The sequence below is a fragment of the Bradyrhizobium sp. AUGA SZCCT0283 genome (assembly GCF_018130385.1).
In the GTDB taxonomy this organism is placed as follows: Bacteria; Pseudomonadota; Alphaproteobacteria; order Rhizobiales; family Xanthobacteraceae; genus Bradyrhizobium.
On record NZ_JAFCLU010000012.1, the window covers coordinates 151,463 to 174,574 of the forward strand.

A 23,112-nucleotide genomic window follows, 5' to 3' on the forward strand; every position below is an offset into this window, starting at 1 on the left:
GAAAATCGCAGCAATCGACGAAGGCGTCACCGCGTCATCGCGGTGCCTGCCTGCCGTGATCGCCGTTCAGCGGAAGCAGGCGCAGACGTTGAAACGCCCAGCGCATGCCGAGATACCAGAGGTAGCCCGCAATGGTTCCGCAGATGGTCAGAATGATAATGTTGGCAGGATAGCGCTCGCCGCTCCACCACAGCATTCCGCCGATCCAGAAGATCGTGAAAGCGATGGCGCTCAATTTCAACCGCTTGGCCTGATCCATGGCAGTCCTCCGATGGCCGACATCCGATGCCATCATGAGCGCCACGGCCTCGCCGCACCGTGAGGAGTATCACGCTGCGCCGGACCGGCGGCTAGGGCGTGAACCCCACAAATGCAGTGAGTATGTCCGCGATGGCAGGAACTCTTGCGGTTCCAGAATTAACCCTCAGCGCGGACATAAAGCTTAAATAATAAGCTTACCAATGGGCTTCTGTTGCCTGGTTCGTCAGAGCAACTAACCATTTAGCCGCATTTTGCCTGCCCGCTCACATTTTCACCCAAGGAGCATTGCCATGGCGCAGTCAACGAAGCCTCCGATCTTTGATGCGATCGATCTTGAACGCGAGATCGAGGAAGAATTTCGAAAGCTGCCGCAGGATCGCGAATCCCAGCCGAGCGATTTCGCGCCGCCTTCCATACGCGCGCCGGATATGGCGATGCCCGACTATGTCGAGCATCGCGACGGGGCCACTGAGATCGGCAAGCTGTCGGCAGAAGCTGTTGTCCGCGAATATGAAGCTGCGGCGAAAGACATTGAGGCCCTGGGCCTTGAGCTGGTCGAGAACGTCAAGCAATGTGAGGCCATGAGCCGCGAGGCGCTCGTCGTGATCGAGGAGCTCAAGGAAACCGCGGAGCGATACCGCAAGGAGGCCAAGCGCGTCTTCGTGCAGATTGAGAACTATTCGCTGGTGATGGCGGAGGTACGCAAAACCTGTGCTGAAATGAGGGACAAGATTGCAACTCCGGCCACAGTTGAAACCAAGCCAAAGAGAAATGAGCGCCGAACCACCCAAGAAGGCTGAGCTCCGAAACTTACCAGTTGCGCCCCAGGCTCCGCAGTAAACAGAGATCCTGTCCGATCACCTCCTCGGAGCGCATTTGAACGGATGATCTGAAGGTGCGGCGGGGAGCACCACAGGCTCATGCAGGCGTCTATCGCGGCAGCACCGCTTCACAACCTTACCACGCAGCCGCCTGCTTCTTGTTGCGCGGCAGGAATGGCTTGAACGGCCGCTTGATCGCGCCCGCGCAGGCACGGATTACGGTCTTGCCGCCGTCGGTCCAGGTCTGCATGCCCTTGAGCCTGGCGCTGCGCCGCACGAAGCTGCCGCTGTATTTCGCTGCGTACTCCCGGCCACCGCCTTTCCAGGTGCCCTGAAGATCGATTTTCTGGCCGTCGATCGTTCCGGTACCCTGCTCCGCAGCGGGCTCGACGGCCAAGTTGCGCAGCCGCACCACATGACTGTAGCGCGCCGCGCCACCAGTGATCGTGACCTCGATGGCCTCACGCATTTTGTCGCTGGTAAACGGCAGCTTGTCGCATACCATCGTGCCGCGATAGGTGGCGTCGACCACTTCCGCTGCCGCAGGTGTGGCCATCACCGTCACCGCCGCCAGCACCACATGTCCCACCCGCACCATTGCCGTCCCCCTTGTGAATTCTCGTTTCCTTCCGCCGCCACCCGGCTGCGATCGGGTCGTTTCTTCCGAACAAGCCGCGTGGCAATCCCATGTTGACGACCGGCGCGTCCTGAACGGTATCTTTTGGGTCTTGCGCCCCCTAGCCGAACCGCGCCCGCGAGCGCTCCCTCGCCTTCTCGGCCTCGACCTCGCGGTCGCGCGGCGCGGCGTTGGTCTGCAGCGAGGCCAGCAATCGCCGCGCGCTGTCGGACACTTCGGAAACCGCGCGGTTGAACGCCTCGGCGTTGGCCTGCGACGGCGAATTGAAGCCGGAGAGTTTTCGCACGAATTGCAGCGCGGAAGCATGGATTTCGGCGTGCGTGGCCGGGGGATCGAAATTGAACAGGGTCTTGATGTTGCGGCACATGGCTCTCTCCTCTGCACCCGTCGTCGATCAAGGACGAACGGCCGGTGCAAAATCCGACGGCGTGGCCTATTCTGTCATGAATCACACGGCGCGTTCACCCCTGTCGGCACCTGCAAACAGCGAGTTCCCGATGACCCATGTGACCTACAAGATCGTCGAACATGACGGCGGCTGGGCCTACACCGTCGACGGCGTGTTCTCCGAACCGTTTCCGAACCGCGCCGCGGCGCTGGCGGCGGCCCGGCGCGCGGCGGCCGAGCAGCGGGTGCCGGGCCGCACGGAGGTAATCGAATACGAAACCCCGGACGGACGATGGCACTCCGAGACCGCCGCCGGGAATGACCGGCCGGAAACCGAAGTCGAGGGCTAGGTGAAGCCGCGCGCGGCGGCGCTTGGGGGTCATCGCATGAACGAAGCCGTCGCACGCGGCGACCAACGATCGCGCGACCGTGAAAGGCTTCCGATGATCGACCCGCCCCGCCGCATTGGCCTTGCCTTCGCGCTCATACAGATTTTCGTCGCAGGACTGGCCTCCCCTGGGCTGGCCTGCGCCTGCTGCACCAATCAGGGGCAGCGGAACGTCGCCACCGTGACGCTGGATTCCGGCAAGCGGCAGGAGGTCGAAAGCCTGCGCTTCGCCAGCAAGGCGACGCTCTTCACCGGCGAAGGCGATGTCGAAGGCATCGAAGGTATTGCCGCGCCCGCCGGGACCTACACGCTCACCGCCAAATGGCTGGAAGACCGGCTGATGCTTTCGTTCCGGGACGCGGCCGGGCGCACCGGCACGCTATCGCTGGCCCGTCCCCGCACGGTATCGGTGTTCGAGGTCGATCCGAGGGATCGCCCCGACAAGGGCCTGGGACCAACGCTCTACAAGGAATGGAAGCTTTCGGCTCCCGCCGCGGGAAGCGGTGTATTTCAGCCGGGTGTCGCACCGCGGCAAATCCTCACGCTGATCCTGCAGGGCGGCGGCAACAGCTGCACCAGCTCAAGCGATTTTACGCACTGGACGCTGGTGATGCAGGGACCGAAGGCGAACTACACATTGTTCGGCGACCTGGTGACGGTGAAATAGCCGGTGTGCTGGAGCGTTTTCCAGCGAAGTGGAGACCGGTTCGCGCGAAGAAAACGCGTCAAATCAAAAATCTAGGGCCCCGTTCCGATTCCATCGGAACGGAAAAGGCTCTAGGCTCCCTGCCAAGCGGTCCGCAAAGACAGCCGCAGCCCCGGGGAGACCATCATGAATTTTCCTTACGCCGCCTTGTCGGCCGCCGCACTGGCCCTGACCTCCTTCACCGCTTTCGCTGCGGACTATCCCGCGCCGAAACAGGGCGAGTGGATCGCCAGGGATTTCAAATTCCACACCGGCGAGACGATGCCGGAACTGCGGCTGCACTACACCACGATCGGCGAGCCTACCGGACAGCCGGTGCTGGTGCTGCACGGCTCGGGCGGCTCGGCCGCCAGCATGCTGACGCCGGGCTTCGGCGGCGAATTGTTCGGCCCCGGCCAGCCACTGGACGCCGCGAAATATTACATCATCATTCCCGATAGCGTCGGCCACGGCAAATCATCAAAGCCCTCCGATGGCATGAAGACCGCGTTTCCGAAATATAATTACGAGGACATGGTCGACGCGCAGTATCGCCTGGTCAAGGAAGGTCTTGGCGTCAAACATCTGCGGCTCGTCATCGGCAATTCGATGGGCGGCATGCACACCTGGATCTGGGGCGGCAAATATCCGCAATTCATGGACGCGCTGGTGCCGATGGCGTCGCAGCCGACCGAGATGGCGGCGCGCAACTGGATGCTGCGGCGGATCATGCTGGAGACCATCAGGAACGATCCCGACTACAATGGCGGCAATTACACCGCCCAGCCGCGCATGATGAAATACGCCATCAACGCCTATGGCATTGCGACCGGCGGCGGCACGCTGGCCTATCAGGCGCTGGCGCCGACGGCGGCGAAGGCCGACAAGATGGTCGACGACCGGCTGGCAACCGCCATTACCGCCGATGCCAACGACTTCATCTATCAATGGGAAGCTTCGCACGATTACAATCCTGCGCCGTCGCTGGAGAAGATCGAAGCCACGTTGCTGTTGATCAATGCCGCCGACGACGAGCGCAATCCGCCGGAAACCGGCGTCACGGATGCCGCCATGAAGCGCGTCAAGAACGGCCGCCTGTTCCTGATATCAGCCTCCGGCGAGACGCGCGGCCATCTCACGACCGGCAACGCGAAGTTCTACAAGAAGCAGGTGGAAGAATTGCTGCAGACCGCGCCGCAACGGGCGATGTGAGCTGGCGTAGCGGGCGCGCGATGTCGGCTAGTGATTTTCGCCGCGCAGCGCTCGCGCTTCCCGGAGCGGTCGAAGGCGCCCATCAGCGCACCGCCGATTTCCGCGTCGGCAAACGCATCTTCGCCACCCTCGGCTATCCCGACGACGCCTGGGGCATGGTGAAATTGACACAAGAGCAGCAATCGTTGCTGATCGAGGCCGAGCCGGATATCTTTCGCCCCGTTCCGGGCGGATGGGGCAAGCAGGGCTACACCAATGTGCGTCTCGCAAAGGCCGATGCGACCACGCTGAAGAGCGCACTCAGCATGGCGTGGAAGAATGTCGCGCCGAAAACGACGGTGAAATCAGGCAAGAAAACATCGCGCTGATTTCGCACCGCATCAATTCGCTACCGCCACATCGCTCATTATTTGAGCGTGCATCCGAAAGCCGGCTCCGGTTGAATTGTCGTCGATACGATTCGTGGGCGAACGCGTTCGCGACGACAAAGGCAGCACAGCGGAGGATCGGATGCGAAGGCTCGCGCAATTCGTTTTGATCGCCTTTCTGCCAATGCTGGCCGGCGCGGCACTCGCCGTCGACAGGGGCCAGTTCAACCACGTGCCGCCCGATATCCGCGCCTGGTTCAAGAGCGTGATCGCGCCGAACGGCGTGCCCTGCTGCGATGAGTCGGACGGACATCGCACCACCTACGACGTTCGCGGCGGCGCCTATTGGGTTCCGATCGAGGGCCAGTGGATGCAGGTGCCCGAGCGCGCGGTCATTCGCGATCAGGGCAACCCGATCGGCGAAGCCGTGGTGTGGTACGTGCATCACCGCGGCAGCATCATCATCAGCTGCTTCGTGCCGGCGGACGCGGTTTGAGCGCAAAGCACGTCATTGCGAGCGCAGCGAAGCAATCCATCGTGCGGCACAGAAAGTATGGATTGCTTCGCTGCGCTCGCAATGACGAAGCTGGAAACCTTCCAGCGTGGGGATGACGCGAAAACTCGGGGATGATAATTTGACCGAAACTGAACGGAGCCGTCCCTTGTCCGATCTTGCAGCCGACGACCTCGCCACAATCTATCCCGCGCCCTCGCCCCGCGTGATCGCCAAGGCGCGGCCGGAGATCGACGTCCATGCGAAGAAATTCATCGGCATGTCGCCGTTCTGCGTGCTGGCCACCTCAGGCGCTGACGGCAGCGTCGATGCATCGCCGCGCGGCGGCTTTCCCGGCTTCATCCATGTGGCGGGGCCGAACCTGCTGTTGATGCCGGATCGCTCGGGCAACAACCGCATCGACAGCTTTCGCAACATCGTCGAGGGAAGTGGCTTCGTGCAGCTGATCTTCTTCGTGCCCGGCATCGACGAGACGCTGCGCGTCGGCGGCACGGGCAAAGTATCTGTCGACCCGGAGCTGATGGCCTCGATGGTGGAGTTCGGCAAGCCGCCGCGCGCGGTGCTGCATATCGACGTCACGGAGGCCTATTTCCACTGCGGCAAGGCGCTGATGCGCTCGAAACTGTGGGCGGGCGAGCGGGTCGAGCGCTCGGTGATGCCGAGCATCGGCGAAGTGATCCACGACCAGACCGGCCTCGGCGAGCGCGAAAGCCAGGACGTGATCTACGAGCGCTACAAGACGCAGCTGTAGGAAGGTTGTATCGGGTGTCGATCACCCCCCTGGAGGGTAAAGAAAGGTCAGTCCCCGCTCTCCAATCCGCCGACATGCTTTTGCGTGTAGAGCTCGAGCCCGATGCGCCCGATCAAATCAAGCTGGGTTTCGAGGAAATCGATGTGATGTTCCTCGTCCTTCATCAGCTGTTCGAACAGGTCGCGTGAGACGTAGTCCTTGACGCTGTGGCAGTGGGTTGCGGCTTCCTGGTAGAGCGTGCGCGCTGATATCTCGGAGGCGAGATCGCATTCGATGATTTCCTTGACGTTCTGGCCGATGCGCAAGGGATCGAGCACCTGCAGGTTGGGAAAGCCGTCGAGGAACAGAATCCGGTCGGTGAACTTGTCGGCGTGCTCCATCTCCTCGATGGATTCCTTGCGCCAGACCTTGGCCATTTCCAGCAGGCCCCAGTTGTTCAGGAGCCGGTAATGCAGCCAGTACTGGTTGATCGCGGTGAGCTCGCTGCGCAGGCCCTTGTTGAGATAGTCGATGACTTTGGGATCGCCCTGCATGGTCCACTCCGATTTCCTCCAGGCCAAACGCGGCCTGACACTGCATTTAGAATGCTTCTAAATGAGTTCGGTGCCGGGGGCAACCGCTCCGCGAAAAAAGCGGTGGGAACGGCGGAAATCAGCAGGATTCGAAGGGTTTTTCAGCAGGCCGCAAGCGCGAAGGCCGGGGCAACCGGGGCTACTTCCTGCGCGGGCTCGTCGTTGGCCGCGTGGCGGCTGTGCGGACAGCCGGAGCAGCATTCCTTGGCGCAGGCACCCAGCGCTTCGTCGATGATGGTCTTGATCGTGCGCGCGCAACGGCCGCATTCGGCGCTGCAGCCGAGGCAACCGTAAATCTGTTTGGGATTTCGCGGCAGGTCCGAAGCTGCACTCACGGCACTACGGACGTCGTGGTCGCTCAGGACGTTGCAGGAACAGACAATCATGAAACCGTTAGAACCTTCGGTGATGCGACCTCATCGATATTTAAGAGAGCGACGAGATGCAAAAGGAAAAGCCGCATTTTCAAGCAATTCCAAACTGATGCGAGAGGAATACTGGAATGAATCTAAAAAGGAGGTCTTGCGGTAAGTCAAAACCGCCGCTGATTTCCCGGAGGTTTTCGGCGTCAATCGCCGCCACCGCCGCCGTCGCCACCACCTCCTCCGCTATCCCCGCTGGAATCGCTGGACGAGGTGGAACTATCCGACGAAGAACTGTCACCGCCGAACCAGGAAAGCGGGTTCCAGCCATCACCGCCGGAACTGTCGCCCGGACCTATGCTGGAAGCGTCGCCGCCGGCACTCTCGCGCCGGGTCTTGCGGTTTTGCACCCGGTTCATCAGCAGGTAGCAGATCAGCGATGTCCCGCCGACCGCCACCATGAATGCCGTCATTCCGCTCGTCATCATGTCCTGCGTTCAAGGGCCAGGGAAGAACCTTCGGTATCTTCGCACCGCAACCTGCCGTTCCGTCCCATTTTCGTCGCCCCGGAGGCGCGCGCCGTTCATTGATCATTCAAGCGAAATATGGAACTTTTGCCGGAGCAAAACCTAACGTCCTTTGCTCCCACGAGAAAGGTGAGGCCATGAAGAAGACATTGATGGCGCTCAGTGCCGCCGCCGCATTGACCGTTTCCGCCGTTGCTATCCCGGCTCCGGCCCATGCGCAGCGCGGTGTCGCGGCAGGCGTCGCAGCCGGATTGCTGGGCGGCGCTATCGTCGGCGGCGCGATAGCTTCGCAGAACGGCTATTATTACGGCCCGGGATATTATGCGCCCGGCTATGGCGGCCCGGCCTATGTGGTCGATCCCGGCTACGGCGAATCCTGCATCTGGCAGCGGCAGCGGTTCTGGGACGGTTACGGCTGGCGGGTCCGCAACGTCAGGGTTTGCGACTAGCCGTTCATCTTCATTAAATTGCGCCCGACATCCCGGAAAGCCACCTGCTTTTCCGGGATGGGTGTCATTTCCGGCCTGAAAAAGACCGTTTTTTCCGGCCACGCTTCGGAAACGTTTACTTTCGATTGACCCATGTGCGCTTTTTTAGCGAAGCGGCAGTTCGAAAACGGCGTGTGAGTCATCCCTAAACCCGACGCCCGAAGGCGTCACCCCAGGAGAGCCCAGGACATGAAGAAGACATTTGCTGCCTTCGTCGCGGTCGCAACGATTGCCGGTTCGCTCGCAGCGACGCCCGCAAGCGCACAGCGTGGCGTTGCCGCAGGCGTGGCGGCCGGCCTGCTCGGCGGCGCGATCATCGGTGGCGCGATCGCCTCCAGCCGCCCGGCCTACGGCGGCCCGGTGTACGTGGAAGAAGCGCCCTACCCGGCGTGCCGGATGGTTCGCGAGCGCTTCTGGGACGGCTATGACTGGCGCTATCGCCGCGTCGAGGTCTGCAACTGATCTGATCGACCGGCGCGCGACCCGCGCGTCCTGATCGAAGCCCGGCCGATATCTCGGCCGGGCTTTTTCTTTGCCCGGTCCCTGTAGATCCGGATGAGCGCAGCGATCGGCAGGATACTCGCACCTGCGTGTCTTACGCTCCCCTGGAGGGGAAGGGTCGTATTGAGCGAAGCGAAATGCGAGACGGGGTGGGGTGATCTCTCAACTCGGGCACTGTTCGAGAGGATAGACCGTCACCCCACCCCGCCGCTCATTTCATGAGCGGCGACCCACGAGCGAGCTTCGCTCGTCTCCCCTCCAGGGGAGGGTGATCGAGCACCGCCCGTTACGCATCGCGCTCGTCGGGACGATTTCCTCGAAGCCCGGCTTGACCTGATCTGGCGTATCAGACGCCCACCCTGCCCTTCAGCAACTCGTATTGCTGCCGGGAACAATCGCCCAGCGCCTCGTCCCGGTTGCTCGGGACATCGTCGTAACCAATGGGGCTGTCGAATTGGCTCACGGTGAAGTCCACGCGCCGTCCATCGATGCGATTGTAGAAATGCCAGGCGCCGTTGACATCGGTCTTCAGGATTTCGCCGCCGAGCCTGTCCTGAACAACGAGCGCCGTGACGCTGCACTGGCCGGATGCCGGGTTGTCACGCTGCCAGTGGCGGCCGGTCTCGATCGACCACGACCGCCGGAGTTGCTGATAGAAATCGACGAGGAACGCGCTCCCTGCGGTCATTGAAACCTCGAATTCGGTCGGCCCTGTTCGTGAAAGATACGTCGCGTGAATGATCCGCGCTAGCGCCCCGCGCTCATCGAGCGCAGCACCGCTTCGCTTGGCCAGCAATCGACCTTGAGGCCGGCGGATTTCTGATACGCGCCCAGCGCCGCGCGGGTCTGCATGCCCGCCTTGCCGTCGAGCTTGTCCCTGTAGAGACCGATCCGCGTCAAGTGACGCTGCATGGCTTCGACATCCGCCGAACGCAACTGCGTCGAGGCGGACCACGGCGCGGCGAACGGCAACGGGCTTACCATGCGGTCGGCGAGATGGCCGACGAACAGCACATACAAATCGGAGAAATTGTATTCCTTGATGACGAAATAGTTCTTCGTGGTCAGGAATGCCGGGCCGTAGATGCCCTCCACCTGCAACAGCGAAGCCGGTTGCGCCTGCTCGGCCGCGCTCAGCTTTTGCCCGCGCACCGGTACGAAGCCTGCGCGCAGCCACTCGCCAATCGGCTTCGTCACCTCGGGCACGCCCATGGTGCAATCGACATTGCCGGGCGCCTTCACCTCATAGGCCCAGCGCACGCCGGGCTGCCAGCCCTTGTTGACGAGTTGCTGTGCGGCGGAAGCCAGCGCATCCGGCACCGAATGCCAGATGTCGACCCGGCCATCGCCGTCGAGATCGACGCCGTGCTTGTAATATTCGGACGGCAGGAATTGCGTGTACCCGGTGGCGCCGGCCCAGGACGAGCGGAAATCCTTGCGCGCCACCGCGCCCTCGCCGAGAATCTTCAACGCGAGAATGAATTCGCCCCGATACTGCTCCTTGCGGCGGCCGACATAGGCCTGCGTCGCGACCACGCGCAGCGTGTCGTAGGGCAAGCGGTAGCGGCCATAATCCGTCTCGCGCCCCCAGATCGCCAGCACGATGCTTCCGGGAACGCCGAGGCGCTTTTCGATCTCGGAGAGCGCTACGCGATGCTTCTGCATCCGCTTCTGCCCCTCCGCCGCCAGCCGCGCGATGGAGGCTTCCTTCACATAATCGGCCGGCACCTGCACGAACTCCGCCTGCGACGGCGCGCCGGTGGCGGGCCGGCCGGGCAGCAAGAGATCGGGCAATTTGTAGTCGGGCTCGAGCCCCTTCGTCTCGGCATCGAACGTCGCGCGCGACACGCCGGCCGCCTGCGCCTCCGGCCACAGCGAGGCGATGAACTGGGTGAAGGCGGCGTCGGCGGCATGAACCGGGCGCACCGCGCCCGGCGTCATCGCTGCCAGTATCAGAACCGCGGCTATCAACCTCTGTCGCAAACCGGAATCCTGTCGATCGACACGTCGCCCATCAATGCGAGACAACCTGTTTGGCATGTTCGGCGGAATCATTCGACAGCTTGTCGACATACGCAATGCCGATCGCCGACATAATGAAGACCGTGTGGATGATGGTCTGCCACATCACGCCGGTTTCGGTGTAGCCGCTCTTGCCCGAGGCCAATCCTCCGGCCTCGATGAAGGTACGCAACAGATGAATCGACGAGATGCCGATGATGGCCATCGCGAGCTTGATCTTGAGCACGCTGGCGTTGACGTGGCTGAGCCATTCCGGCTGATCGGGATGTCCTTCCAGATTGAGACGGGAGACGAACGTCTCGTAGCCGCCGACGATGACCATCACCAGCAGGTTGGAAATCATCACCACGTCGATCAGGCCCAGCACCGCCAGCATGATCTGCTGCTCGCTGAAATCGAAGGCGTGGGCGAACAGGTGCCACAACTCCTTCAGAAACAGCACCACATAGACGCCCTGCGCGACGATCAGGCCGATATAAAGCGGCAGCTGCAGCCAGCGGGAGCTGAAGATCAGCAGCGGGATCGGACGCAATGCCTTCCTCTGCGATTCGGGCGGCAAGGGCGTTTCGGGAGTAAGGGACATTCAGGAGGGCTCGCTTGCGGGGGATTCGGATTGCGAAGGAAGCCTATATCTACGCAATCTGACTGTGCTGTGAAGCGACAACTGGCCGCAGTACGATAACTGCCGCCAGCTTACCCAGACTTCCAAGGCAAATTACGACCTTATGCGACGGTCTCAATCGTAGCCGAAGCCATGGTTGTAATATCTGGCAAGGCAGGAGCGAGAAGAAATAATCTTCACGCGTCAGTCAGATCGAGACGCCGCTCGATACGCTCGATGCGGACGTCCATCCGATCAAGGCGATTCGACATATTGGCATACTGGTTCTCGAGATTGCCGACGCGCTGCTTTATCTCGCGAATATCATCCCGCACGTCATCGATCGCGCCGCAGATATGGCGAAGATGCTCAAGAACGATGTTGTCCGTGTCGTTGTCCGTGTCGGTCATCGGATAACATTATCACGATATCGAATCATTGTGAACCATGGCGCCGCGATGTTCTTCCCGAAGATCAACGTGAAGATCGATCCGGCCCGGCGGTGGCACCGGCCCGACCGGCACTTCTTCGCTAACGGCGCCTGTCAGGTGCTGGCCTTTGCGTTTCTGAAACGCTATCCGGATCTCGAATTCCGCGCCCGATGGATCAAACCGGAAGCTGGATTCAGCGGCAACCACATCTACGTCACCGACGGGATCAACGCCTTCGACTATCACGGCCTCACCACCGAACAGCGCCTGCTCGCGTTAGCCTTCAGGCGCGGCCTCCGATTCTTTCCGGCTGGGACGCCGCGCTGGTGGACTTGCCGGCCGATGTTCTGATTTCAGAACAGCGCTCGCGGCAGATCGAGGGACTTTGGCTGCGCGAGCCGAAGCTATTCCTTCATGACGCGCTGCCCCGCGCGCACAACTTTCTCGACGGGTTCGGCGATATCAGGCGGAGGCTCACCGCGTCAGCTTCTTGTACTTCATGCGATGCGGAATGATGCTGTCCTGCCCGAGCCGGCGCATCTTGTCCTTCTCGTAGTCCTGGAAGTTGCCTTCGAACCATTCGACATGGCTGTCGCCTTCGAAGGACAGGATATGGGTGGCGATACGGTCGAGGAACCAGCGATCGTGGCTGATGATGACGGCGCAGCCCGCAAAATCCTCCAGCGCCTCTTCCAGCGCGCGCAGCGTGTCGACGTCGAGGTCGTTGGTCGGTTCGTCGAGCAGCAGCACGTTGGCGCCGGATTTGAGCATCTTGGCCAGATGCACGCGGTTGCGCTCGCCGCCCGACAGCGCGCCAACCTTCTTCTGCTGGTCGGCGCCCTTGAAGTTGAACGAGGAGCAATAGCCGCGCGAGTTCACCTCGCGCTTGCCGAGCAGGATCAGTTCGTTGCCGCCGGAAATCTCTTCCCACACCGTCTTCTTGCCGTCGAGATCGTCGCGCGACTGGTCGACGTAACCGAGGTGCACGCTTTCGCCGATCGTGATCGTGCCCTGGTCCGGCTTCTCCTGCCCGGTGATCATGCGGAACAGCGTGGTCTTGCCGGCGCCGTTCGGGCCGATCACGCCGACGATGCCGCCCGGCGGCAGCTTGAAGGTGAGATTCTCGATCAGCATGCGGTCGCCGAAGCTCTTGGTGAGCCCTTCGAAATCGACAACGTTCTGGCCGAGCCGCTCGGCCACAGGAATCGTGATCTGCGCGGTCTGGGTCTGCTTCTCGCTCGCCTGCTTCAACAACTCTTCATAGCGCTGGTAGCGCGCCTTGGACTTGGCCTGGCGCGCCTTGGGAGACGACGCGATCCACTCCTGCTCGCGGGCGAGCGTCTTCTGATGCGCGACATCCTCGCGGCCTTCCTGCTCGAGGCGCTTCTGCTTCTGTTGCAGCCAGGACGAATAATTGCCCTCGTAGGGAATGCCCTTGCCGCGGTCGAGCTCGAGGATCCACCCCGTGACATTGTCGAGGAAGTAGCGGTCGTGGGTCACGATCAGGATCGCGCCGGGATAGTTGCGCAGATGGCCTTCCAGCCACGACACCGACTCGGCGTCGAGATGGTTGGTCGGCTCGTCCAGCAGCAGGAGTTCCGGCTGATCTAGCAGTAGCTTGCACAACGCGACGCGACGGCGCTCGCCGCCCGAAAGCTTTGTCACGTCGGCATCGTCGGGCGGACAGCGCAGCGCGTCCATCGCCTGGTCGACCTTGCTGTCGAGATCCCAGAGGCCCGCGGCCTCGATCTGGTCCTGCAGCTTGGTCATCTCGTCAGCGGTTTCGTCCGAATAGTTCATCGCCAGTTCGTTGTAGCGATCGAGGATCGCCTTCTTCTTGGCGACGCCCTCCATGACGTTGTCGCGAACCGACTTGGAGGGATCGAGCTGCGGCTCCTGCTCGAGATAGCCGACGCGGGCACCCTCGGCGACCCAGGCCTCGCCATTATACTCCTTGTCGAGGCCGGCCATGATCCGCAGCAGCGTCGACTTGCCGGAGCCGTTGACGCCGAGCACGCCGATCTTGGCGTCGGGGTAGAACGACAGATGGACGTTATCGAGCACCTTCCGGGTCGGGTAGCTCTTGGTCAAACCCTGCATGAAATAGACGAATTGGCGAGCCATCGCGATCCCTGGAAATGGTTGGATTTTACGGAGATTTGCTGCCGCTGATGTAGCGGCGCGGCCGCCAAAGGGCAACCACGGGAACCCGTTTTCCATCCGTTCACCACGGATGAATACGGGATGGTCACCATGTGCGCCGAGATCCCGACAATTGAAACTATCTTTTAATAAATCGGGCGAAAACTGGTTTTCAGCGCCAAAAAAGGCGTTTTGAAAACAAGGGCCCGCGTCATGGCTACGATCGGTTCGGCATCCTTTTCCGCCCCGGCACATGCAAGCGCCGGACTGGCAAAACCTTTGGCAGAACTCCGCACCTTCTGGCGCCAGTTCATCGCCAAGGCGTTCAACCCCTACCGCCCGGAACTGCACTATATGCGCGGCCCGGGACCTGCCTGGCGCGCCAAGCATCTCGGCCGCTCGAACTGAGCTATCCGGCTATTTGAGGCAGCCCCGCAGCTCCATTTTTTGACGTGTTTTCTTCACGCGAACCGGTTTCCACCCCGGATCAAGTCCGAGGGCATGCTTCGCTCGAAAACGCTGTTTGGCCGCTTGCGCCATCTCTGATTGCGCGCAACCATGGCGATCTTCGCCGACGGCCGTTTCCGACCGTCATGCTCGCCACCAACGGACCTCCCCATGACGCGGCTGCGCTGTGCAATCCTCGACGACTATCTCAACGTGGCGCTCTCGGTCGCCGACTGGTCCAAAGTCTCCGACCGCGTCGACGTCACGGTGTTCAACCAGCCGTTTGCGACCGCGGAAGCCGCGGCCCACGCCCTGAAGGATTTCGAGATCATCTGCGCGATGCGCGAACGCACCCCGTTCCCGCGCACCATGTTCGCAGGCCTGCCCCATCTGAAGCTTTTGATCACCTCGGGCATGCGCAATGCCGCCATCGATATGGAAGCGGCCAAGGACTACAAGGTGGTGCTGTGCGGCACCCAATGGGGCCGCGACCCGACCGCGCCGCTGACCATGGGCCTGATCCTGGAACTGACCCGTAATATCGGTCGCGAGAACGCCCGCATGCATGCCGGCGAGCCCCTGCAGAAATTCGTCGGCATGGAGATCGAGGGCCGGACGCTCGGCGTCATCGGCCTCGGCAAGCTCGGCACCAAGGTATCCAGGCTGGCGCAGGCCTTCGGCATGAACGTGATCGCCTGGAGCCCGAATCTGACGCCGGAGAAGTGCAAGGAGGTCGGCGTCACCTACGCCAGCAAGGACGAGCTGTTTTCGACCGCCGACATCGTCACCATCCATGTGGTGCTGAGCCAGCGCTCGCGCGGGCTGGTTGGGCGTGATGACCTCGCCCGGATGAAGCCAACCGCCTACCTCGTCAACACCGCGCGCGGGCCGATCGTCGACGAAGGGGCGCTGTTGGAAGCACTGACGCAAAAGACGATCGCGGGCGCCGGCGTCGACGTGTTCTCGGAGGAGCCGCTGCCGGTCGACCATCCCTTCCGCAAGCTCGACAACATGGTGCTGACGCCGCATCTCGGCTACGTCACCGGGGACAGTTTTCGAAACCACTATCAGCAAATGGTCGAGGGCATCGACGCCTGGTTCAAGGGCGAGCCGAAGCAGCGGCTGGCGTAAGCGACCTCAGGCAGCATGCTGCGTGGTGGCCCGGCTCGCGACCTCCGCAAATCCCTGGCGCCATGACGGATGCGCCGGCCGCCAGCCCAGCTCCTGCCTGGCCTTGGCGTTGGAGCCGGCCCGCACCTCGGTCATCATCGAAACCAGGTGCTCGCCGGCGAACAACCGGCCAAGCCAGGCCGGCACGCGAATCGGCGGTCGGGCACCGACCAGGACAGCAAGGGCAGGCAGCCATTCGCTGACATCAGCCGGTTCATCGTCGACGATGTTGTAGATATTGCCGGGCTTGCCGCGCTCGATGGCAGCAACGGTGGCGGACGCCGCGTCATCGACGTGGATGAACGACCACCGTCCGCCACCGCCGCCGATCAGCGGCACGCGGCGGCGGCGCAGCTGATCGATCATCGCGCGCGAGAGCATTCCGGTGTCCGGGCCGTAGAATGATCCATATCGCAAGACAATGCCTTCGGGGTTCGCCGAACCGGTGACGGCGTCCTCAAGATGCCGGATCGCTTGCAGCGTGCGGCGCAGCTCCTCCGGCGGATCGGGATCCAGCGCGTCGGCCTCCGTCTTGATCTCTTCGCCGCCGCGGCCGTACGTCCAGCCACAGAAGCTCTGGGCGATGAAGCGCCTCGCACCGGCTTCGCGTGCAGCCGCCAACAGGAAATCGGTGCCTTGCGTGCGCAACCGGTTGGTGGTGGCGAACGCGCGATCGAAATGCCGGAGATCCGTGACATCAGCGAGGTCGGTCATCTGATCGATGATGATTTCGGGCTCCGCCGCGATCACCACGGCGCGAATGGCCGCCGCGTCGAGCCCATCGGCGATCGCAGGTTCCGCGCCCATCCGTCTGATGATTTCGGCCTTTGCCGCCGTTCGCGTCGTGCCAACGACGGAATGACCGGCTGCAATCAGCTGCGGAACGAGCTCAAGGCCGATGGCGCCCGTGGCGCCCGCAACAAGAATTCGCATGGCGTGATCCTCATATTCGTTGCGACCGCCCGGCAGGTAGTCGAAGCAAATGTGAAATCAAGCGTGCGAATGTGGCGACCGAAACCTCTGTGGCGCGGCACTCGGATAAGGGCCGCGGCCAGCGATCACCGGGCGGTCGACGATCCGGCCCTAACAGATGTTCCGGTGCCGATTTCGCCCATGAGCCAACAAAAAGGCGCGCTCTCGGCGCGCCTCAGATGCTCGTTCGACAGCAGGCCGTTCAGCGAATCGTGACCGGTGCGGGCAGCGGCGGCACCACTGTCGGCTGCGCACCGGGAACGGGCGCCAGTTGGGCCTGAGCTGGTCCGGGGGCTGCGGCGGCAGCCGGGCCAGCGGACGGCTGCGGGGCCGCCGACGCGCTTGCGGTGTTGGCGGGCGGCGGACCACCGGGCAGCACCACCACGCGGGTGCCAACCTTGGCGCGTTCGAACAGGTCGGAGACGTCCTCGTTCAGCATGCCGATGCAGCCCGAGGAGACGAACTTGCCGATCGTCGACGGCTGGTTGGTGCCGTGGATGCGGTAGACGGTCGAACCGAGATACATCGCGCGCGCGCCGAGCGGATTGCCGGGACCACCGGCCATGAAGCGCGGCAGATAGGGCTGGCGCTCGATCATCTCGGTCGGCGGATGCCAATCCGGCCACTCGGCCTTGCGGCTGATCTTCTGCACGCCGGTCCAGGTAAAGCCGTCGCGGCCGACGCGGACGCCGTAGCGGATCGCGCGGCCGCCACCGAGCACGTAATAGAGGTGGGTGTTGGACGTGTCGACGACGATGGTGCCCGCAGGCTCCTTGGTCGCGAACGACACTTCCTGACGGCGCAGATGCGCCGGAAGCTGCGCAGGGCCCACTTCCGGCTGCTCTTCCGGCGGCAGCGCGGCAAGCTGCACCGGCTTGCCGTCGGCGCCGACGGCGGGTTGCTGCGGTTGCGGGAGCGCGCCGGTGGTGCCGGGCGCGAGCCCCGGTGCGGTGCCGATGGCTTCCGGTGGGCGCAGGCCAGCGCGGTCGTCGTTCGGATAGACGATGCCGGCGCCGGGAATGCGGCTGTCGCCGCGATCCGAATAGACCGGCTGCTGCTGACCGGGCGGGCGGTCCGCATAGATCACCGGCGGCGGACCGGCCGGGCGGCCGTAACGCGGATCGTCGGGTGAAAGGACCGGGCCCGTCGGCATCGGGGCGCCGCGGTCCGAATAAACCGGAGCGGCGGCCGGGCGGCCATAACGCGGATCGTCGGGAGAAAGGATCGGTCCCGTGGGCGTCGGAGCGCCACGGTCCGAATAAGCCGGGGCTCCGGCCGGGCGGCCATAACGGGGGTCACTGGGCGACAGCACCGGGCCGGGCGGCGGCAGCGCGGCCGAGTTCTGACCGTTCGGCGCGTCGTCATCGTCCAATGCATCGAAATCGGGTTCGCCGGGACCGCGGCGTTCTTCAACCGCATAGCCACCTTGCACGTAGGGTCCCGGAGCCGTCGAATAGACTTGGCCTTGGGCGGGATAGCCCTGTTGCGCATGGGCGAGCGAAGTTCCCGCCATGCCAGCGGCAATAGCGGCACAAATCGTCAGAATGCGGTTATTCATCATCGCCTTTGTATAGACCCCAAGCCCCACCGGACGGTTAACGGCAGATGGAGGAAGATAGCGGCGCATTCAAGACAAATCCTCGAAATTCGGCCCGTACCGGCCATTTGTGATTGCAACCAGGCTGCGGCAAAGATGCCTCACAGCGCCGGAAATCGCCATTGTGGATGGTGGGCGACTTCAGACTGCAGATTTTGCAACAAAAAGCTGCCGGGCGCTGAGATACTCTCAAATCGGCCTGATTCGCGCGCTCACGCGCGCACCTCGCGAATCGGGCCACACAGTGGTCACCGCGTTCCCCTGGCATCAATAACCCTCCAGAGATAAGGAGGGTGGAACTCGAGTCCATGCTTCCCGGCTTCCGCTTCTTGTTCACCGCGATCGTCCTGTCGATGTCGATCCTGGTTTTTGGGCTTGGCGCCGCCGCCCTGCTGCGTGCCGCGCATGAGGAATTTGCCAACCTTCCCTCGCGACGGGTGACGCCCGAGCCGATGTTTGCCCGCCTGAACGACGGCCCGCCGCCGACGCTGGCGCTGCTGCGCATTGATCCGCCGGTCGCGGAGAAGCCGGCGGAGAATGTCCCCGCCGCCGTTCCGGAAACAGCCACTGAAGTCCCGGCGCCGGCCGGGCAAACCCCGGACGCTCGTCCAGCCGACCCCGAGAAACTGGCGGCGCTGAAGCCGGCAGAGCCGATGCAGGTCGAAGCGGCAAAGCCGGAAACGGCGGCGAAGGAAGCGAGCGCGGAGACACCGGCCGCTCCGGCCTCTGCGGCCGAAGCCGAAGCGCCCGTAGCCACGGCGGAAGTAAAGCTCGCCGCCATCCCGGAAACGCCGGAGCCGGCCGCCGCCACCCCGCCGGCGCCAGCGACGGATATCTCTTCATTCGAAGGCAACGTCGCCGCGGCCCGGATCGCGACGCTCGGCGGTCCCGCCGTCATCGTCGACGAAAAGACGGCGGCCATCGCGACGGAAGCCAAGACGACGGAAGCGAAGCCGGACACCGGCGCCGTCAAAAAACGGGCTGCGGAACGGGCGCGGGAACGGCGGCGGATCGCGGCGCGGCGGGCGCGTCTGGCACGCGAGGCGGCGCTGGCTCAACAGCAACTGCAGGCCAACCCGTTCGCGCAATTTCCGGTCGCGCGCACGACGCGCTAACTTCTGGATCAGGAATCAGGCCGGGCCGGTCGCGACAGGCGGGCCGTCGGCTGCGCCCCACTCCGTCCATGAGCCGTCATACAGCGCCGGGTTCTCGACGCCGAGGCGGTAGAGCGCAAGCGTCAGCACGGCGGCGCTGACGCCGGAGCCGCAACTGGTCACGATGGGCGCATCGAGCTTCACGCCGGCGCCTGAGAACGCCGCCCGCAATTCATCCAGCGATTTCATCGTGCCGGTCGCGGCATCGAACAGGTTGTTGTAGGGCAGGCTGAGGCTGCCGGGGATATGGCCGGAGCGAAGGCCCGGCCGCGGCTCGGCCACCTTGCCCTGATAGCGTTCGTTGGCGCGCGCATCGATCACCTGCTCGGCGCGGCTTGCGAGGTTCGTGACCAGCTGCTGCATGCTGCGCGTGCGCCGCGCGTCGAACGCCGCCCTGAACGTGGCCGGCTTCGGCGTCACCTCCCCCTTCTCGACCTTGCGGCCTTCGGCGACCCACTTCTTCAGGCCGCCATTGAGTATATGCACGTCCTTACCGAACGACAGGAACATCCACCACACCCGGGCTGCGGCGACCCAGCCGCCGGAATCGTAGAGCACGACGGTGTCGTCATTGCCGATCCCGAGCCCGCCGACATCGCGGCCGAATTGTTCGGCGGAAGGAAACATGTGCGGCAGTGGGCTGGAATGGTCCGACACCGCGTCGACGTCGAAGAAGACCGCGCCGGGAATATGGGAAGCGAGATAGTCGTCCTTCGGCAGCGGCAGCACGCCAGGCATCTTGAACGAGGCGTCGATCACCTTGACGCCGGGATCGTTCAGGTGCGCGGCGAGCCATTCGGTGGAGACGAGCGGGTCATTGGTGGCGGGCATGGATTTTTTCTCCGGCGTTTGACACGGTCGTCATGGCCGGGCTTGTCCCGGCCATCCACGTACTTGCTTCGTATGTGGACTAAAGGACGTGGATGCCCGGGACATCAAGCGAGAAACCGCGCTTCGCGCTTTTGCCCGGGCATGACGGTGATGGACGTGAAGGCTATCCAGCCTACCCCTTCTTCTTCGGCTCCCACTTCTCGACCGGGCCGCCGGCGTCGCGCCAGGCGGCGAAACCGCCGCCCATATGGGCGACCGGCTTCAGGCCCATGTCCTGCGCGGTCTTGGCCGCGAGCGCCGAGCGAAGTCCGCCGGCGCAGTGGAAGATGAATTTCTTGTCCTCCTGGAAGATCGGCTTGGCGTAGGGGCTTTGCGGATCGATCCAGAATTCCAGCATGCCGCGGGTGCAGGAGAACGCGCCGGGGATCTTGCCCTCGCGTTCGATCTCGCGGGGATCGCGGATATCGACGATCACGACATTGGGGTCCTGCGCGGCCTTGATGGCGTCAGTAGCACTGACGGTCTCGATCGCCGCATTGGCTTCGTCGATCAGGGCTTTGATGCCGCGGTGGATGGTCTGGGGCATTGATTGCGCCTTTCGTTTTTCTTGACCTGTCATTTCATTCCGGGGCGGTGCGAAGCATCGAACTAGGGTGCGCCCCTTGCGCACCCGAGAATCTCGATCGAATTCCATTACTTCGAGATTCCGGATCGGTCCTGCGGACCGTCCGGAATGACGGCAAGTTACCGCACCAGTTCCTTCATCGCACCTTCGAGGCCCTCGATCGTGATCGGGTACATGCGCTCCGAGAACAGCCGGCGGATGATGGTGGTGGATTCCGAATAGTCCCAGTGCTTCTGCGCCACCGGATTGAGCCACACCGCATGCGGATAGGTGCGCGTGATGCGATCGAGCCAGACCGAGCCGGCCTCCTCATTGACATGCTCGACCGAGCCGCCCGGCACCATGATCTCGTAAGGGCTCATCGAGGCGTCGCCGACGAACACCACCTTGTAGTCGTGCGGGTATTTGTGCAGCACGTCCCAGGTCGGCGTGCGGTCGGTGAAGCGGCGCTTGTTCTGCTTCCACACGCCTTCATACAGGCAGTTGTGGAAGTAGAAATACTCCATGTGCTTGAACTCGGACTTCGCCGCCGAGAACAGTTCCTCGACCTGCTCGATATGCGAATCCATCGAGCCGCCGATGTCGAAGAACACCAGCACCTTGACCGCGTTGCGGCGCTCGGGGCGCATATGGACGTCGAGATAGCCGTGGTTGGCGGTTTCCCTGATCGTGGTGTCGAGATCGAGTTCGTCCGGCGCGCCGGTGCGGGCGAATTTGCGTAACCTGCGCAGCGCGATCTTGACGTTGCGGATGCCGAGCTCGACATTGCCGTCGAGATCCTTGAACTCGCGCTTGTCCCACACCTTCACGGCGCGGTTGTTGCGGTTCTTCTCCTGACCGATCCGCACGCCCTCGGGATTGTAGCCGTGGGCGCCGAATGGCGAGGTGCCGGCGGTGCCGATCCACTTGTTGCCGCCCTGGTGGCGGCCCTGCTGTTCCTTCAGCCGCTGACGAAGCGTCTCCATGAGCTTGTCCCAGCCCATCGCCTCGATCTGCTTCTTCTCTTCCTCGGTGAGGTATTTTTCCGCGAGCTTCTTCAGCCATTCGGCAGGAATGTCCGCCTTCTCCATGGCGTCCAGCAGGCTTTCCAGCCCCTTGAACACGGTGCCGAAGACGCGGTCGAACTTGTCGAGATTGCGCTCGTCCTTCACCAGGGCGGCGCGAGAGAGATAGTAGAAGTTCTCGACGGTCTGATCGGCAAGGTCAGCGTCGAGCGCCTCCATCAGCGTCAGATATTCGCGCAGGGTCACCGGGACCTGCGCGTCGCGCAGCGATGTGAAGAATTGCAGGAACATGGGATACAGATTGCCCGCCGGACAGCGCCCGTCAAGAGCCCGCGCACGCCGAAGGCCAGCGCATAGCTGTCAGGCCTAGACCGGGAGGCTTTTTCAATTACAATTGAGCCATAAAGGGCTTATTCCGGCAGGGGAAATTCAATGGGCATCATTGCGGCGCTGATCATTGGCGGTATCGCGGGCTGGCTTGCCGGGAAGATCGTGCACGGCGCGGGCTTCGGGCTGATCGGCAACATCGTGATCGGCATCATCGGCGCGCTACTGGCGGGCTGGATCTTGCCGCAACTGGGCGTCAACCTCGGCGTGGGCTGGGTCCGCGAGATCATCAACGCCACCATCGGCGCGGTGATCATCCTGGTGATCCTGTCGCTGATCAAACGCTGAGGATAGCGCCTCAACTCCAATCGCGACCGCCGGACCGGCGGTCGTTTACTGTTCAGGCCGCGAGCGGCCCAAGAACGAGCAACAAGGCAAACGGATAGATGAAATTTACCGGCACCAAGGACTATGTCGCCACCGACGACCTCAAGGTCGCCGTCAACGCCTCGATCGTGCTCGAGCGCCCGCTGCTGATCAAGGGCGAGCCCGGCACTGGCAAGACCGTGTTGGCGGAGGAAGTCGCCAAAGCCCTCGGCGCGCCGCTTTTGACCTGGCACATCAAGTCGACCACCAAGGCGCAGCAGGGCCTTTACGAATATGACGCGGTGTCGCGCCTGCGCGACAGCCAGCTCGGCGACAGCAGAGTTTCCGACATCTCCAACTACATCAAGCGCGGCAAATTGTGGGAAGCCTTCACCCACGACAAGCGCCCGGTGCTTCTGATCGACGAGATCGACAAGGCCGACATCGAGTTTCCCAACGACCTCTTGCTCGAACTCGATCGCATGGAGTTCTTCGTCTACGAGACCGGCGAGAACATCAAGGCGAGCCTGCGTCCGATCGTGATGATCACCTCGAACAACGAGAAGGAACTGCCGGACGCTTTCCTGCGCCGCTGCTTCTTCCACTACATCAAGTTCCCCGACGCCGACACCATGAGCCGGATCGTCGACGTGCACTTCCCCAACATCAAGAAGCGGCTGGTGGAAGAAGCGCTGCGCATCTTCTTCGAGGTACGCGAAGTGCCGGGCCTGAAGAAGAAGCCCTCGACGTCGGAGCTGCTCGACTGGCTCAAGCTGTTGCTGAACGAGGATATCACCCCGGAAATGCTCCGGGAGCGCGATCCGCGCAAGCTGATCCCGCCGCTGCACGGCGCGCTGCTCAAGAATGAACAGGACGTGCACCTGTTCGAGCGGCTGGCATTCCTCAGCCGCCGCGAAGTGTAGTTCGCGAAATCTCTACGGCGCCAGAA

32 protein-coding genes are annotated in these 23,112 nt (G+C 62.9%); 15 read left to right on the top strand and 17 right to left on the bottom strand.

Annotated features, from left to right (window positions below; translation table 11 throughout):
- Positions 1–34: 34 nt before the first annotated feature.
- Positions 35–259 (bottom strand): hypothetical protein, encoded by a 225-nt coding sequence (locus tag JQ624_RS18505; protein WP_212420338.1) that lies wholly within the window; start codon positions 257–259, stop codon positions 35–37.
- A 292-nt stretch (positions 260–551) separates the two neighbouring features.
- Between JQ624_RS18505 and JQ624_RS18510 the strand changes: the two genes are divergently transcribed.
- A complete protein-coding gene (locus JQ624_RS18510) occupies positions 552–1,061 on the top strand; it encodes a hypothetical protein (RefSeq protein ID WP_212420339.1) in 510 nt (169 codons plus the stop codon).
- A 157-nt stretch (positions 1,062–1,218) separates the two neighbouring features.
- Here the strand turns inward: JQ624_RS18510 and JQ624_RS18515 are convergent, their stop codons facing one another.
- Positions 1,219–1,680 carry a hypothetical protein gene (locus tag JQ624_RS18515; protein ID WP_212420340.1) on the bottom strand — a complete coding sequence of 154 codons (462 nt, stop codon included), beginning with the start codon at positions 1,678–1,680 and terminating at the stop codon, positions 1,219–1,221.
- Positions 1,681–1,819: 139 nt separating this feature from the next.
- Positions 1,820–2,086 (bottom strand): DUF2277 domain-containing protein, encoded by a 267-nt coding sequence (locus tag JQ624_RS18520; RefSeq protein WP_108518865.1) that lies wholly within the window; start codon positions 2,084–2,086, stop codon positions 1,820–1,822.
- A gap of 130 nt (positions 2,087–2,216) precedes the next feature.
- Here JQ624_RS18520 and JQ624_RS18525 point away from each other — a divergent pair, with 130 nt between their 5' ends.
- The 6 genes from JQ624_RS18525 to JQ624_RS18550 all read left to right on the top strand — a co-directional run bounded on the left by JQ624_RS18525 (position 2,217) and on the right by JQ624_RS18550 (position 6,024).
- Positions 2,217–2,456: a DUF2188 domain-containing protein gene (locus tag JQ624_RS18525; protein WP_212420341.1), complete on the top strand. Its 240-nt coding sequence runs from the start codon at positions 2,217–2,219 to the stop codon at positions 2,454–2,456.
- Positions 2,457–2,492: 36 nt separating this feature from the next.
- A complete protein-coding gene (locus JQ624_RS18530; protein ID WP_212420342.1) occupies positions 2,493–3,161 on the top strand; it encodes a hypothetical protein in 669 nt (222 codons plus the stop codon).
- 165 nt (positions 3,162–3,326) lie between these two features.
- On the top strand, positions 3,327–4,391 hold the full coding sequence (locus tag JQ624_RS18535; RefSeq protein WP_212420343.1) for an alpha/beta fold hydrolase: 1,065 nt from the start codon (positions 3,327–3,329) through the stop codon (positions 4,389–4,391).
- A 20-nt stretch (positions 4,392–4,411) separates the two neighbouring features.
- The gene (locus JQ624_RS18540; RefSeq protein WP_212420344.1) at positions 4,412–4,759 is read left to right on the top strand and encodes an MmcQ/YjbR family DNA-binding protein; all 348 of its coding nucleotides are present in this window, start codon (positions 4,412–4,414) and stop codon (positions 4,757–4,759) included.
- 142 nt (positions 4,760–4,901) lie between these two features.
- Positions 4,902–5,255 carry a hypothetical protein gene (locus JQ624_RS18545; protein ID WP_212420345.1) on the top strand — a complete coding sequence of 118 codons (354 nt, stop codon included), beginning with the start codon at positions 4,902–4,904 and terminating at the stop codon, positions 5,253–5,255.
- Between the two features lie 166 nt (positions 5,256–5,421).
- Positions 5,422–6,024: an MSMEG_1061 family FMN-dependent PPOX-type flavoprotein gene (locus JQ624_RS18550; protein ID WP_212420346.1), complete on the top strand. Its 603-nt coding sequence runs from the start codon at positions 5,422–5,424 to the stop codon at positions 6,022–6,024.
- 47 nt (positions 6,025–6,071) lie between these two features.
- Here JQ624_RS18550 and bfr read toward each other — a convergent pair whose 3' ends face one another.
- The 3 genes from bfr to JQ624_RS18565 form a co-directional block, all read right to left on the bottom strand.
- The gene (gene bfr, locus JQ624_RS18555; protein ID WP_212420347.1) at positions 6,072–6,557 is read right to left on the bottom strand and encodes a bacterioferritin; all 486 of its coding nucleotides are present in this window, start codon (positions 6,555–6,557) and stop codon (positions 6,072–6,074) included.
- Between the two features lie 140 nt (positions 6,558–6,697).
- Complete coding sequence (locus JQ624_RS18560; protein WP_212420348.1) at positions 6,698–6,982, bottom strand: bacterioferritin-associated ferredoxin; 285 nt, start codon at positions 6,980–6,982, stop codon at positions 6,698–6,700.
- A gap of 182 nt (positions 6,983–7,164) precedes the next feature.
- Complete coding sequence (locus tag JQ624_RS18565) at positions 7,165–7,446, bottom strand: hypothetical protein (RefSeq protein WP_212420349.1); 282 nt, start codon at positions 7,444–7,446, stop codon at positions 7,165–7,167.
- 176 nt (positions 7,447–7,622) lie between these two features.
- On the opposite strand from JQ624_RS18565, the gene JQ624_RS18570 reads away from it, so the two are divergent.
- A complete protein-coding gene (locus JQ624_RS18570) occupies positions 7,623–7,934 on the top strand; it encodes a hypothetical protein (RefSeq protein ID WP_212420350.1) in 312 nt (103 codons plus the stop codon).
- Here the strand turns inward: JQ624_RS18570 and JQ624_RS18575 are convergent.
- Positions 7,931–8,116 carry a hypothetical protein gene (locus JQ624_RS18575; protein ID WP_212420351.1) on the bottom strand — a complete coding sequence of 62 codons (186 nt, stop codon included), beginning with the start codon at positions 8,114–8,116 and terminating at the stop codon, positions 7,931–7,933. The genes JQ624_RS18570 and JQ624_RS18575 overlap by 4 nt on opposite strands.
- Positions 8,117–8,162: 46 nt before the next feature.
- Here JQ624_RS18575 and JQ624_RS18580 point away from each other — a divergent pair, with 46 nt between their 5' ends.
- Positions 8,163–8,435, top strand: a complete 273-nt coding sequence (locus JQ624_RS18580) for a hypothetical protein (RefSeq protein WP_212420352.1) — start codon at positions 8,163–8,165, stop codon at positions 8,433–8,435.
- Positions 8,436–8,820: 385 nt separating this feature from the next.
- Here JQ624_RS18580 and JQ624_RS18585 read toward each other — a convergent pair whose 3' ends face one another.
- The 4 genes from JQ624_RS18585 to JQ624_RS18600 all read right to left on the bottom strand — a co-directional run bounded on the left by JQ624_RS18585 (position 8,821) and on the right by JQ624_RS18600 (position 11,507).
- Positions 8,821–9,162, bottom strand: coding sequence for a hypothetical protein (locus JQ624_RS18585; RefSeq protein ID WP_212420353.1), 342 nt, complete (start codon positions 9,160–9,162; stop codon positions 8,821–8,823).
- A gap of 59 nt (positions 9,163–9,221) precedes the next feature.
- Positions 9,222–10,415 carry a lytic murein transglycosylase gene (locus JQ624_RS18590; RefSeq protein ID WP_249129910.1) on the bottom strand — a complete coding sequence of 398 codons (1,194 nt, stop codon included), beginning with the start codon at positions 10,413–10,415 and terminating at the stop codon, positions 9,222–9,224.
- A 73-nt stretch (positions 10,416–10,488) separates the two neighbouring features.
- Positions 10,489–11,079, bottom strand: coding sequence for a TIGR00645 family protein (locus JQ624_RS18595; RefSeq protein WP_212420355.1), 591 nt, complete (start codon positions 11,077–11,079; stop codon positions 10,489–10,491).
- Positions 11,080–11,294: 215 nt separating this feature from the next.
- The gene (locus JQ624_RS18600; RefSeq protein ID WP_212420356.1) at positions 11,295–11,507 is read right to left on the bottom strand and encodes a hypothetical protein; all 213 of its coding nucleotides are present in this window, start codon (positions 11,505–11,507) and stop codon (positions 11,295–11,297) included.
- A 69-nt stretch (positions 11,508–11,576) separates the two neighbouring features.
- On the opposite strand from JQ624_RS18600, the gene JQ624_RS38625 reads away from it, so the two are divergent.
- Positions 11,577–11,879 carry a hypothetical protein gene (locus tag JQ624_RS38625; RefSeq protein ID WP_249129897.1) on the top strand — a complete coding sequence of 101 codons (303 nt, stop codon included), beginning with the start codon at positions 11,577–11,579 and terminating at the stop codon, positions 11,877–11,879.
- Positions 11,880–12,002: 123 nt separating this feature from the next.
- On the opposite strand, the gene ettA is transcribed toward JQ624_RS38625, so the two are convergent.
- Positions 12,003–13,652 carry an energy-dependent translational throttle protein EttA gene (gene ettA, locus JQ624_RS18610; protein WP_212420357.1) on the bottom strand — a complete coding sequence of 550 codons (1,650 nt, stop codon included), beginning with the start codon at positions 13,650–13,652 and terminating at the stop codon, positions 12,003–12,005.
- A 231-nt stretch (positions 13,653–13,883) separates the two neighbouring features.
- On the opposite strand from ettA, the gene JQ624_RS18615 reads away from it, so the two are divergent.
- Together JQ624_RS18615 and JQ624_RS18620 are read left to right on the top strand one after the other, a co-directional pair.
- A complete protein-coding gene (locus JQ624_RS18615) occupies positions 13,884–14,078 on the top strand; it encodes a hypothetical protein (protein WP_212420358.1) in 195 nt (64 codons plus the stop codon).
- A 210-nt stretch (positions 14,079–14,288) separates the two neighbouring features.
- Entirely contained in the window at positions 14,289–15,248 is a 960-nt protein-coding gene (locus tag JQ624_RS18620; protein WP_212420359.1) for a D-2-hydroxyacid dehydrogenase family protein, read from the top strand.
- Between the two features lie 6 nt (positions 15,249–15,254).
- On the opposite strand, the gene JQ624_RS18625 is transcribed toward JQ624_RS18620, so the two are convergent.
- Together JQ624_RS18625 and JQ624_RS18630 are read right to left on the bottom strand one after the other, a co-directional pair.
- Positions 15,255–16,220 (bottom strand): NAD(P)-dependent oxidoreductase, encoded by a 966-nt coding sequence (locus JQ624_RS18625; protein ID WP_212420360.1) that lies wholly within the window; start codon positions 16,218–16,220, stop codon positions 15,255–15,257.
- Between the two features lie 241 nt (positions 16,221–16,461).
- Positions 16,462–17,820 (bottom strand): L,D-transpeptidase, encoded by a 1,359-nt coding sequence (locus JQ624_RS18630; protein ID WP_212420417.1) that lies wholly within the window; start codon positions 17,818–17,820, stop codon positions 16,462–16,464.
- A 329-nt stretch (positions 17,821–18,149) separates the two neighbouring features.
- Between JQ624_RS18630 and JQ624_RS18635 the strand changes: the two genes are divergently transcribed.
- Entirely contained in the window at positions 18,150–18,971 is an 822-nt protein-coding gene (locus tag JQ624_RS18635) for a hypothetical protein (RefSeq protein WP_212420361.1), read from the top strand.
- A 15-nt stretch (positions 18,972–18,986) separates the two neighbouring features.
- On the opposite strand, the gene sseA is transcribed toward JQ624_RS18635, so the two are convergent.
- The 3 genes from sseA to JQ624_RS18650 form a co-directional block, all read right to left on the bottom strand.
- Positions 18,987–19,841 (bottom strand): 3-mercaptopyruvate sulfurtransferase, encoded by an 855-nt coding sequence (sseA, locus tag JQ624_RS18640; protein WP_212420362.1) that lies wholly within the window; start codon positions 19,839–19,841, stop codon positions 18,987–18,989.
- A gap of 172 nt (positions 19,842–20,013) precedes the next feature.
- Positions 20,014–20,427, bottom strand: coding sequence for a rhodanese-like domain-containing protein (locus tag JQ624_RS18645; protein ID WP_212420363.1), 414 nt, complete (start codon positions 20,425–20,427; stop codon positions 20,014–20,016).
- 158 nt (positions 20,428–20,585) lie between these two features.
- Positions 20,586–21,761, bottom strand: a complete 1,176-nt coding sequence (locus tag JQ624_RS18650; protein ID WP_212420364.1) for a VWA domain-containing protein — start codon at positions 21,759–21,761, stop codon at positions 20,586–20,588.
- A 141-nt stretch (positions 21,762–21,902) separates the two neighbouring features.
- Here JQ624_RS18650 and JQ624_RS18655 point away from each other — a divergent pair, with 141 nt between their 5' ends.
- Together JQ624_RS18655 and JQ624_RS18660 are read left to right on the top strand one after the other, a co-directional pair.
- Entirely contained in the window at positions 21,903–22,145 is a 243-nt protein-coding gene (locus JQ624_RS18655) for a GlsB/YeaQ/YmgE family stress response membrane protein (RefSeq protein WP_212420365.1), read from the top strand.
- A 98-nt stretch (positions 22,146–22,243) separates the two neighbouring features.
- Complete coding sequence (locus tag JQ624_RS18660; RefSeq protein ID WP_212420366.1) at positions 22,244–23,086, top strand: MoxR family ATPase; 843 nt, start codon at positions 22,244–22,246, stop codon at positions 23,084–23,086.
- Positions 23,087–23,112 lie beyond the last annotated feature (26 nt).

Bases quoted from the DNA above. Each gene is read 5' to 3' on its own strand.
- JQ624_RS18585 (WP_212420353.1), bottom strand. From the start codon at position 9,162: ATGACCGCAGGGAGCGCGTTCCTCGTCGATTTCTATCAGCAACTCCGG.
- JQ624_RS18615 (WP_212420358.1), top strand. From the start codon at position 13,884: ATGGCTACGATCGGTTCGGCATCCTTTTCCGCCCCGGCACATGCAAGC.
- JQ624_RS18515 (WP_212420340.1), bottom strand. From the start codon at position 1,680: ATGGTGCGGGTGGGACATGTGGTGCTGGCGGCGGTGACGGTGATGGCC.
- JQ624_RS18560 (WP_212420348.1), bottom strand. From the start codon at position 6,982: ATGATTGTCTGTTCCTGCAACGTCCTGAGCGACCACGACGTCCGTAGT.
- JQ624_RS18575 (WP_212420351.1), bottom strand. From the start codon at position 8,116: ATGACTCACACGCCGTTTTCGAACTGCCGCTTCGCTAAAAAAGCGCAC.
- ettA (WP_212420357.1), bottom strand. From the start codon at position 13,652: ATGGCTCGCCAATTCGTCTATTTCATGCAGGGTTTGACCAAGAGCTAC.
- JQ624_RS18650 (WP_212420364.1), bottom strand. From the start codon at position 21,761: ATGTTCCTGCAATTCTTCACATCGCTGCGCGACGCGCAGGTCCCGGTG.
- JQ624_RS18660 (WP_212420366.1), top strand. From the start codon at position 22,244: ATGAAATTTACCGGCACCAAGGACTATGTCGCCACCGACGACCTCAAG.
- JQ624_RS18595 (WP_212420355.1), bottom strand. From the start codon at position 11,079: ATGTCCCTTACTCCCGAAACGCCCTTGCCGCCCGAATCGCAGAGGAAG.
- JQ624_RS18580 (WP_212420352.1), top strand. From the start codon at position 8,163: ATGAAGAAGACATTTGCTGCCTTCGTCGCGGTCGCAACGATTGCCGGT.
- JQ624_RS18545 (WP_212420345.1), top strand. From the start codon at position 4,902: ATGCGAAGGCTCGCGCAATTCGTTTTGATCGCCTTTCTGCCAATGCTG.
- bfr (WP_212420347.1), bottom strand. From the start codon at position 6,557: ATGCAGGGCGATCCCAAAGTCATCGACTATCTCAACAAGGGCCTGCGC.
- JQ624_RS18625 (WP_212420360.1), bottom strand. From the start codon at position 16,220: ATGCGAATTCTTGTTGCGGGCGCCACGGGCGCCATCGGCCTTGAGCTC.
- JQ624_RS18600 (WP_212420356.1), bottom strand. From the start codon at position 11,507: ATGACCGACACGGACAACGACACGGACAACATCGTTCTTGAGCATCTT.
- JQ624_RS18630 (WP_212420417.1), bottom strand. From the start codon at position 17,820: ATGATGAATAACCGCATTCTGACGATTTGTGCCGCTATTGCCGCTGGC.
- sseA (WP_212420362.1), bottom strand. From the start codon at position 19,841: ATGCCCGCCACCAATGACCCGCTCGTCTCCACCGAATGGCTCGCCGCG.
- JQ624_RS18590 (WP_249129910.1), bottom strand. From the start codon at position 10,415: ATGACGCCGGGCGCGGTGCGCCCGGTTCATGCCGCCGACGCCGCCTTC.
- JQ624_RS18570 (WP_212420350.1), top strand. From the start codon at position 7,623: ATGAAGAAGACATTGATGGCGCTCAGTGCCGCCGCCGCATTGACCGTT.
- JQ624_RS18510 (WP_212420339.1), top strand. From the start codon at position 552: ATGGCGCAGTCAACGAAGCCTCCGATCTTTGATGCGATCGATCTTGAA.
- JQ624_RS18655 (WP_212420365.1), top strand. From the start codon at position 21,903: ATGGGCATCATTGCGGCGCTGATCATTGGCGGTATCGCGGGCTGGCTT.
- JQ624_RS18645 (WP_212420363.1), bottom strand. From the start codon at position 20,427: ATGCCCCAGACCATCCACCGCGGCATCAAAGCCCTGATCGACGAAGCC.
- JQ624_RS18525 (WP_212420341.1), top strand. From the start codon at position 2,217: ATGACCCATGTGACCTACAAGATCGTCGAACATGACGGCGGCTGGGCC.
- JQ624_RS18540 (WP_212420344.1), top strand. From the start codon at position 4,412: ATGTCGGCTAGTGATTTTCGCCGCGCAGCGCTCGCGCTTCCCGGAGCG.
- JQ624_RS18535 (WP_212420343.1), top strand. From the start codon at position 3,327: ATGAATTTTCCTTACGCCGCCTTGTCGGCCGCCGCACTGGCCCTGACC.
- JQ624_RS18620 (WP_212420359.1), top strand. From the start codon at position 14,289: ATGACGCGGCTGCGCTGTGCAATCCTCGACGACTATCTCAACGTGGCG.
- JQ624_RS18505 (WP_212420338.1), bottom strand. From the start codon at position 259: ATGGATCAGGCCAAGCGGTTGAAATTGAGCGCCATCGCTTTCACGATC.
- JQ624_RS18530 (WP_212420342.1), top strand. From the start codon at position 2,493: ATGAACGAAGCCGTCGCACGCGGCGACCAACGATCGCGCGACCGTGAA.
- JQ624_RS18520 (WP_108518865.1), bottom strand. From the start codon at position 2,086: ATGTGCCGCAACATCAAGACCCTGTTCAATTTCGATCCCCCGGCCACG.
- JQ624_RS18565 (WP_212420349.1), bottom strand. From the start codon at position 7,446: ATGATGACGAGCGGAATGACGGCATTCATGGTGGCGGTCGGCGGGACA.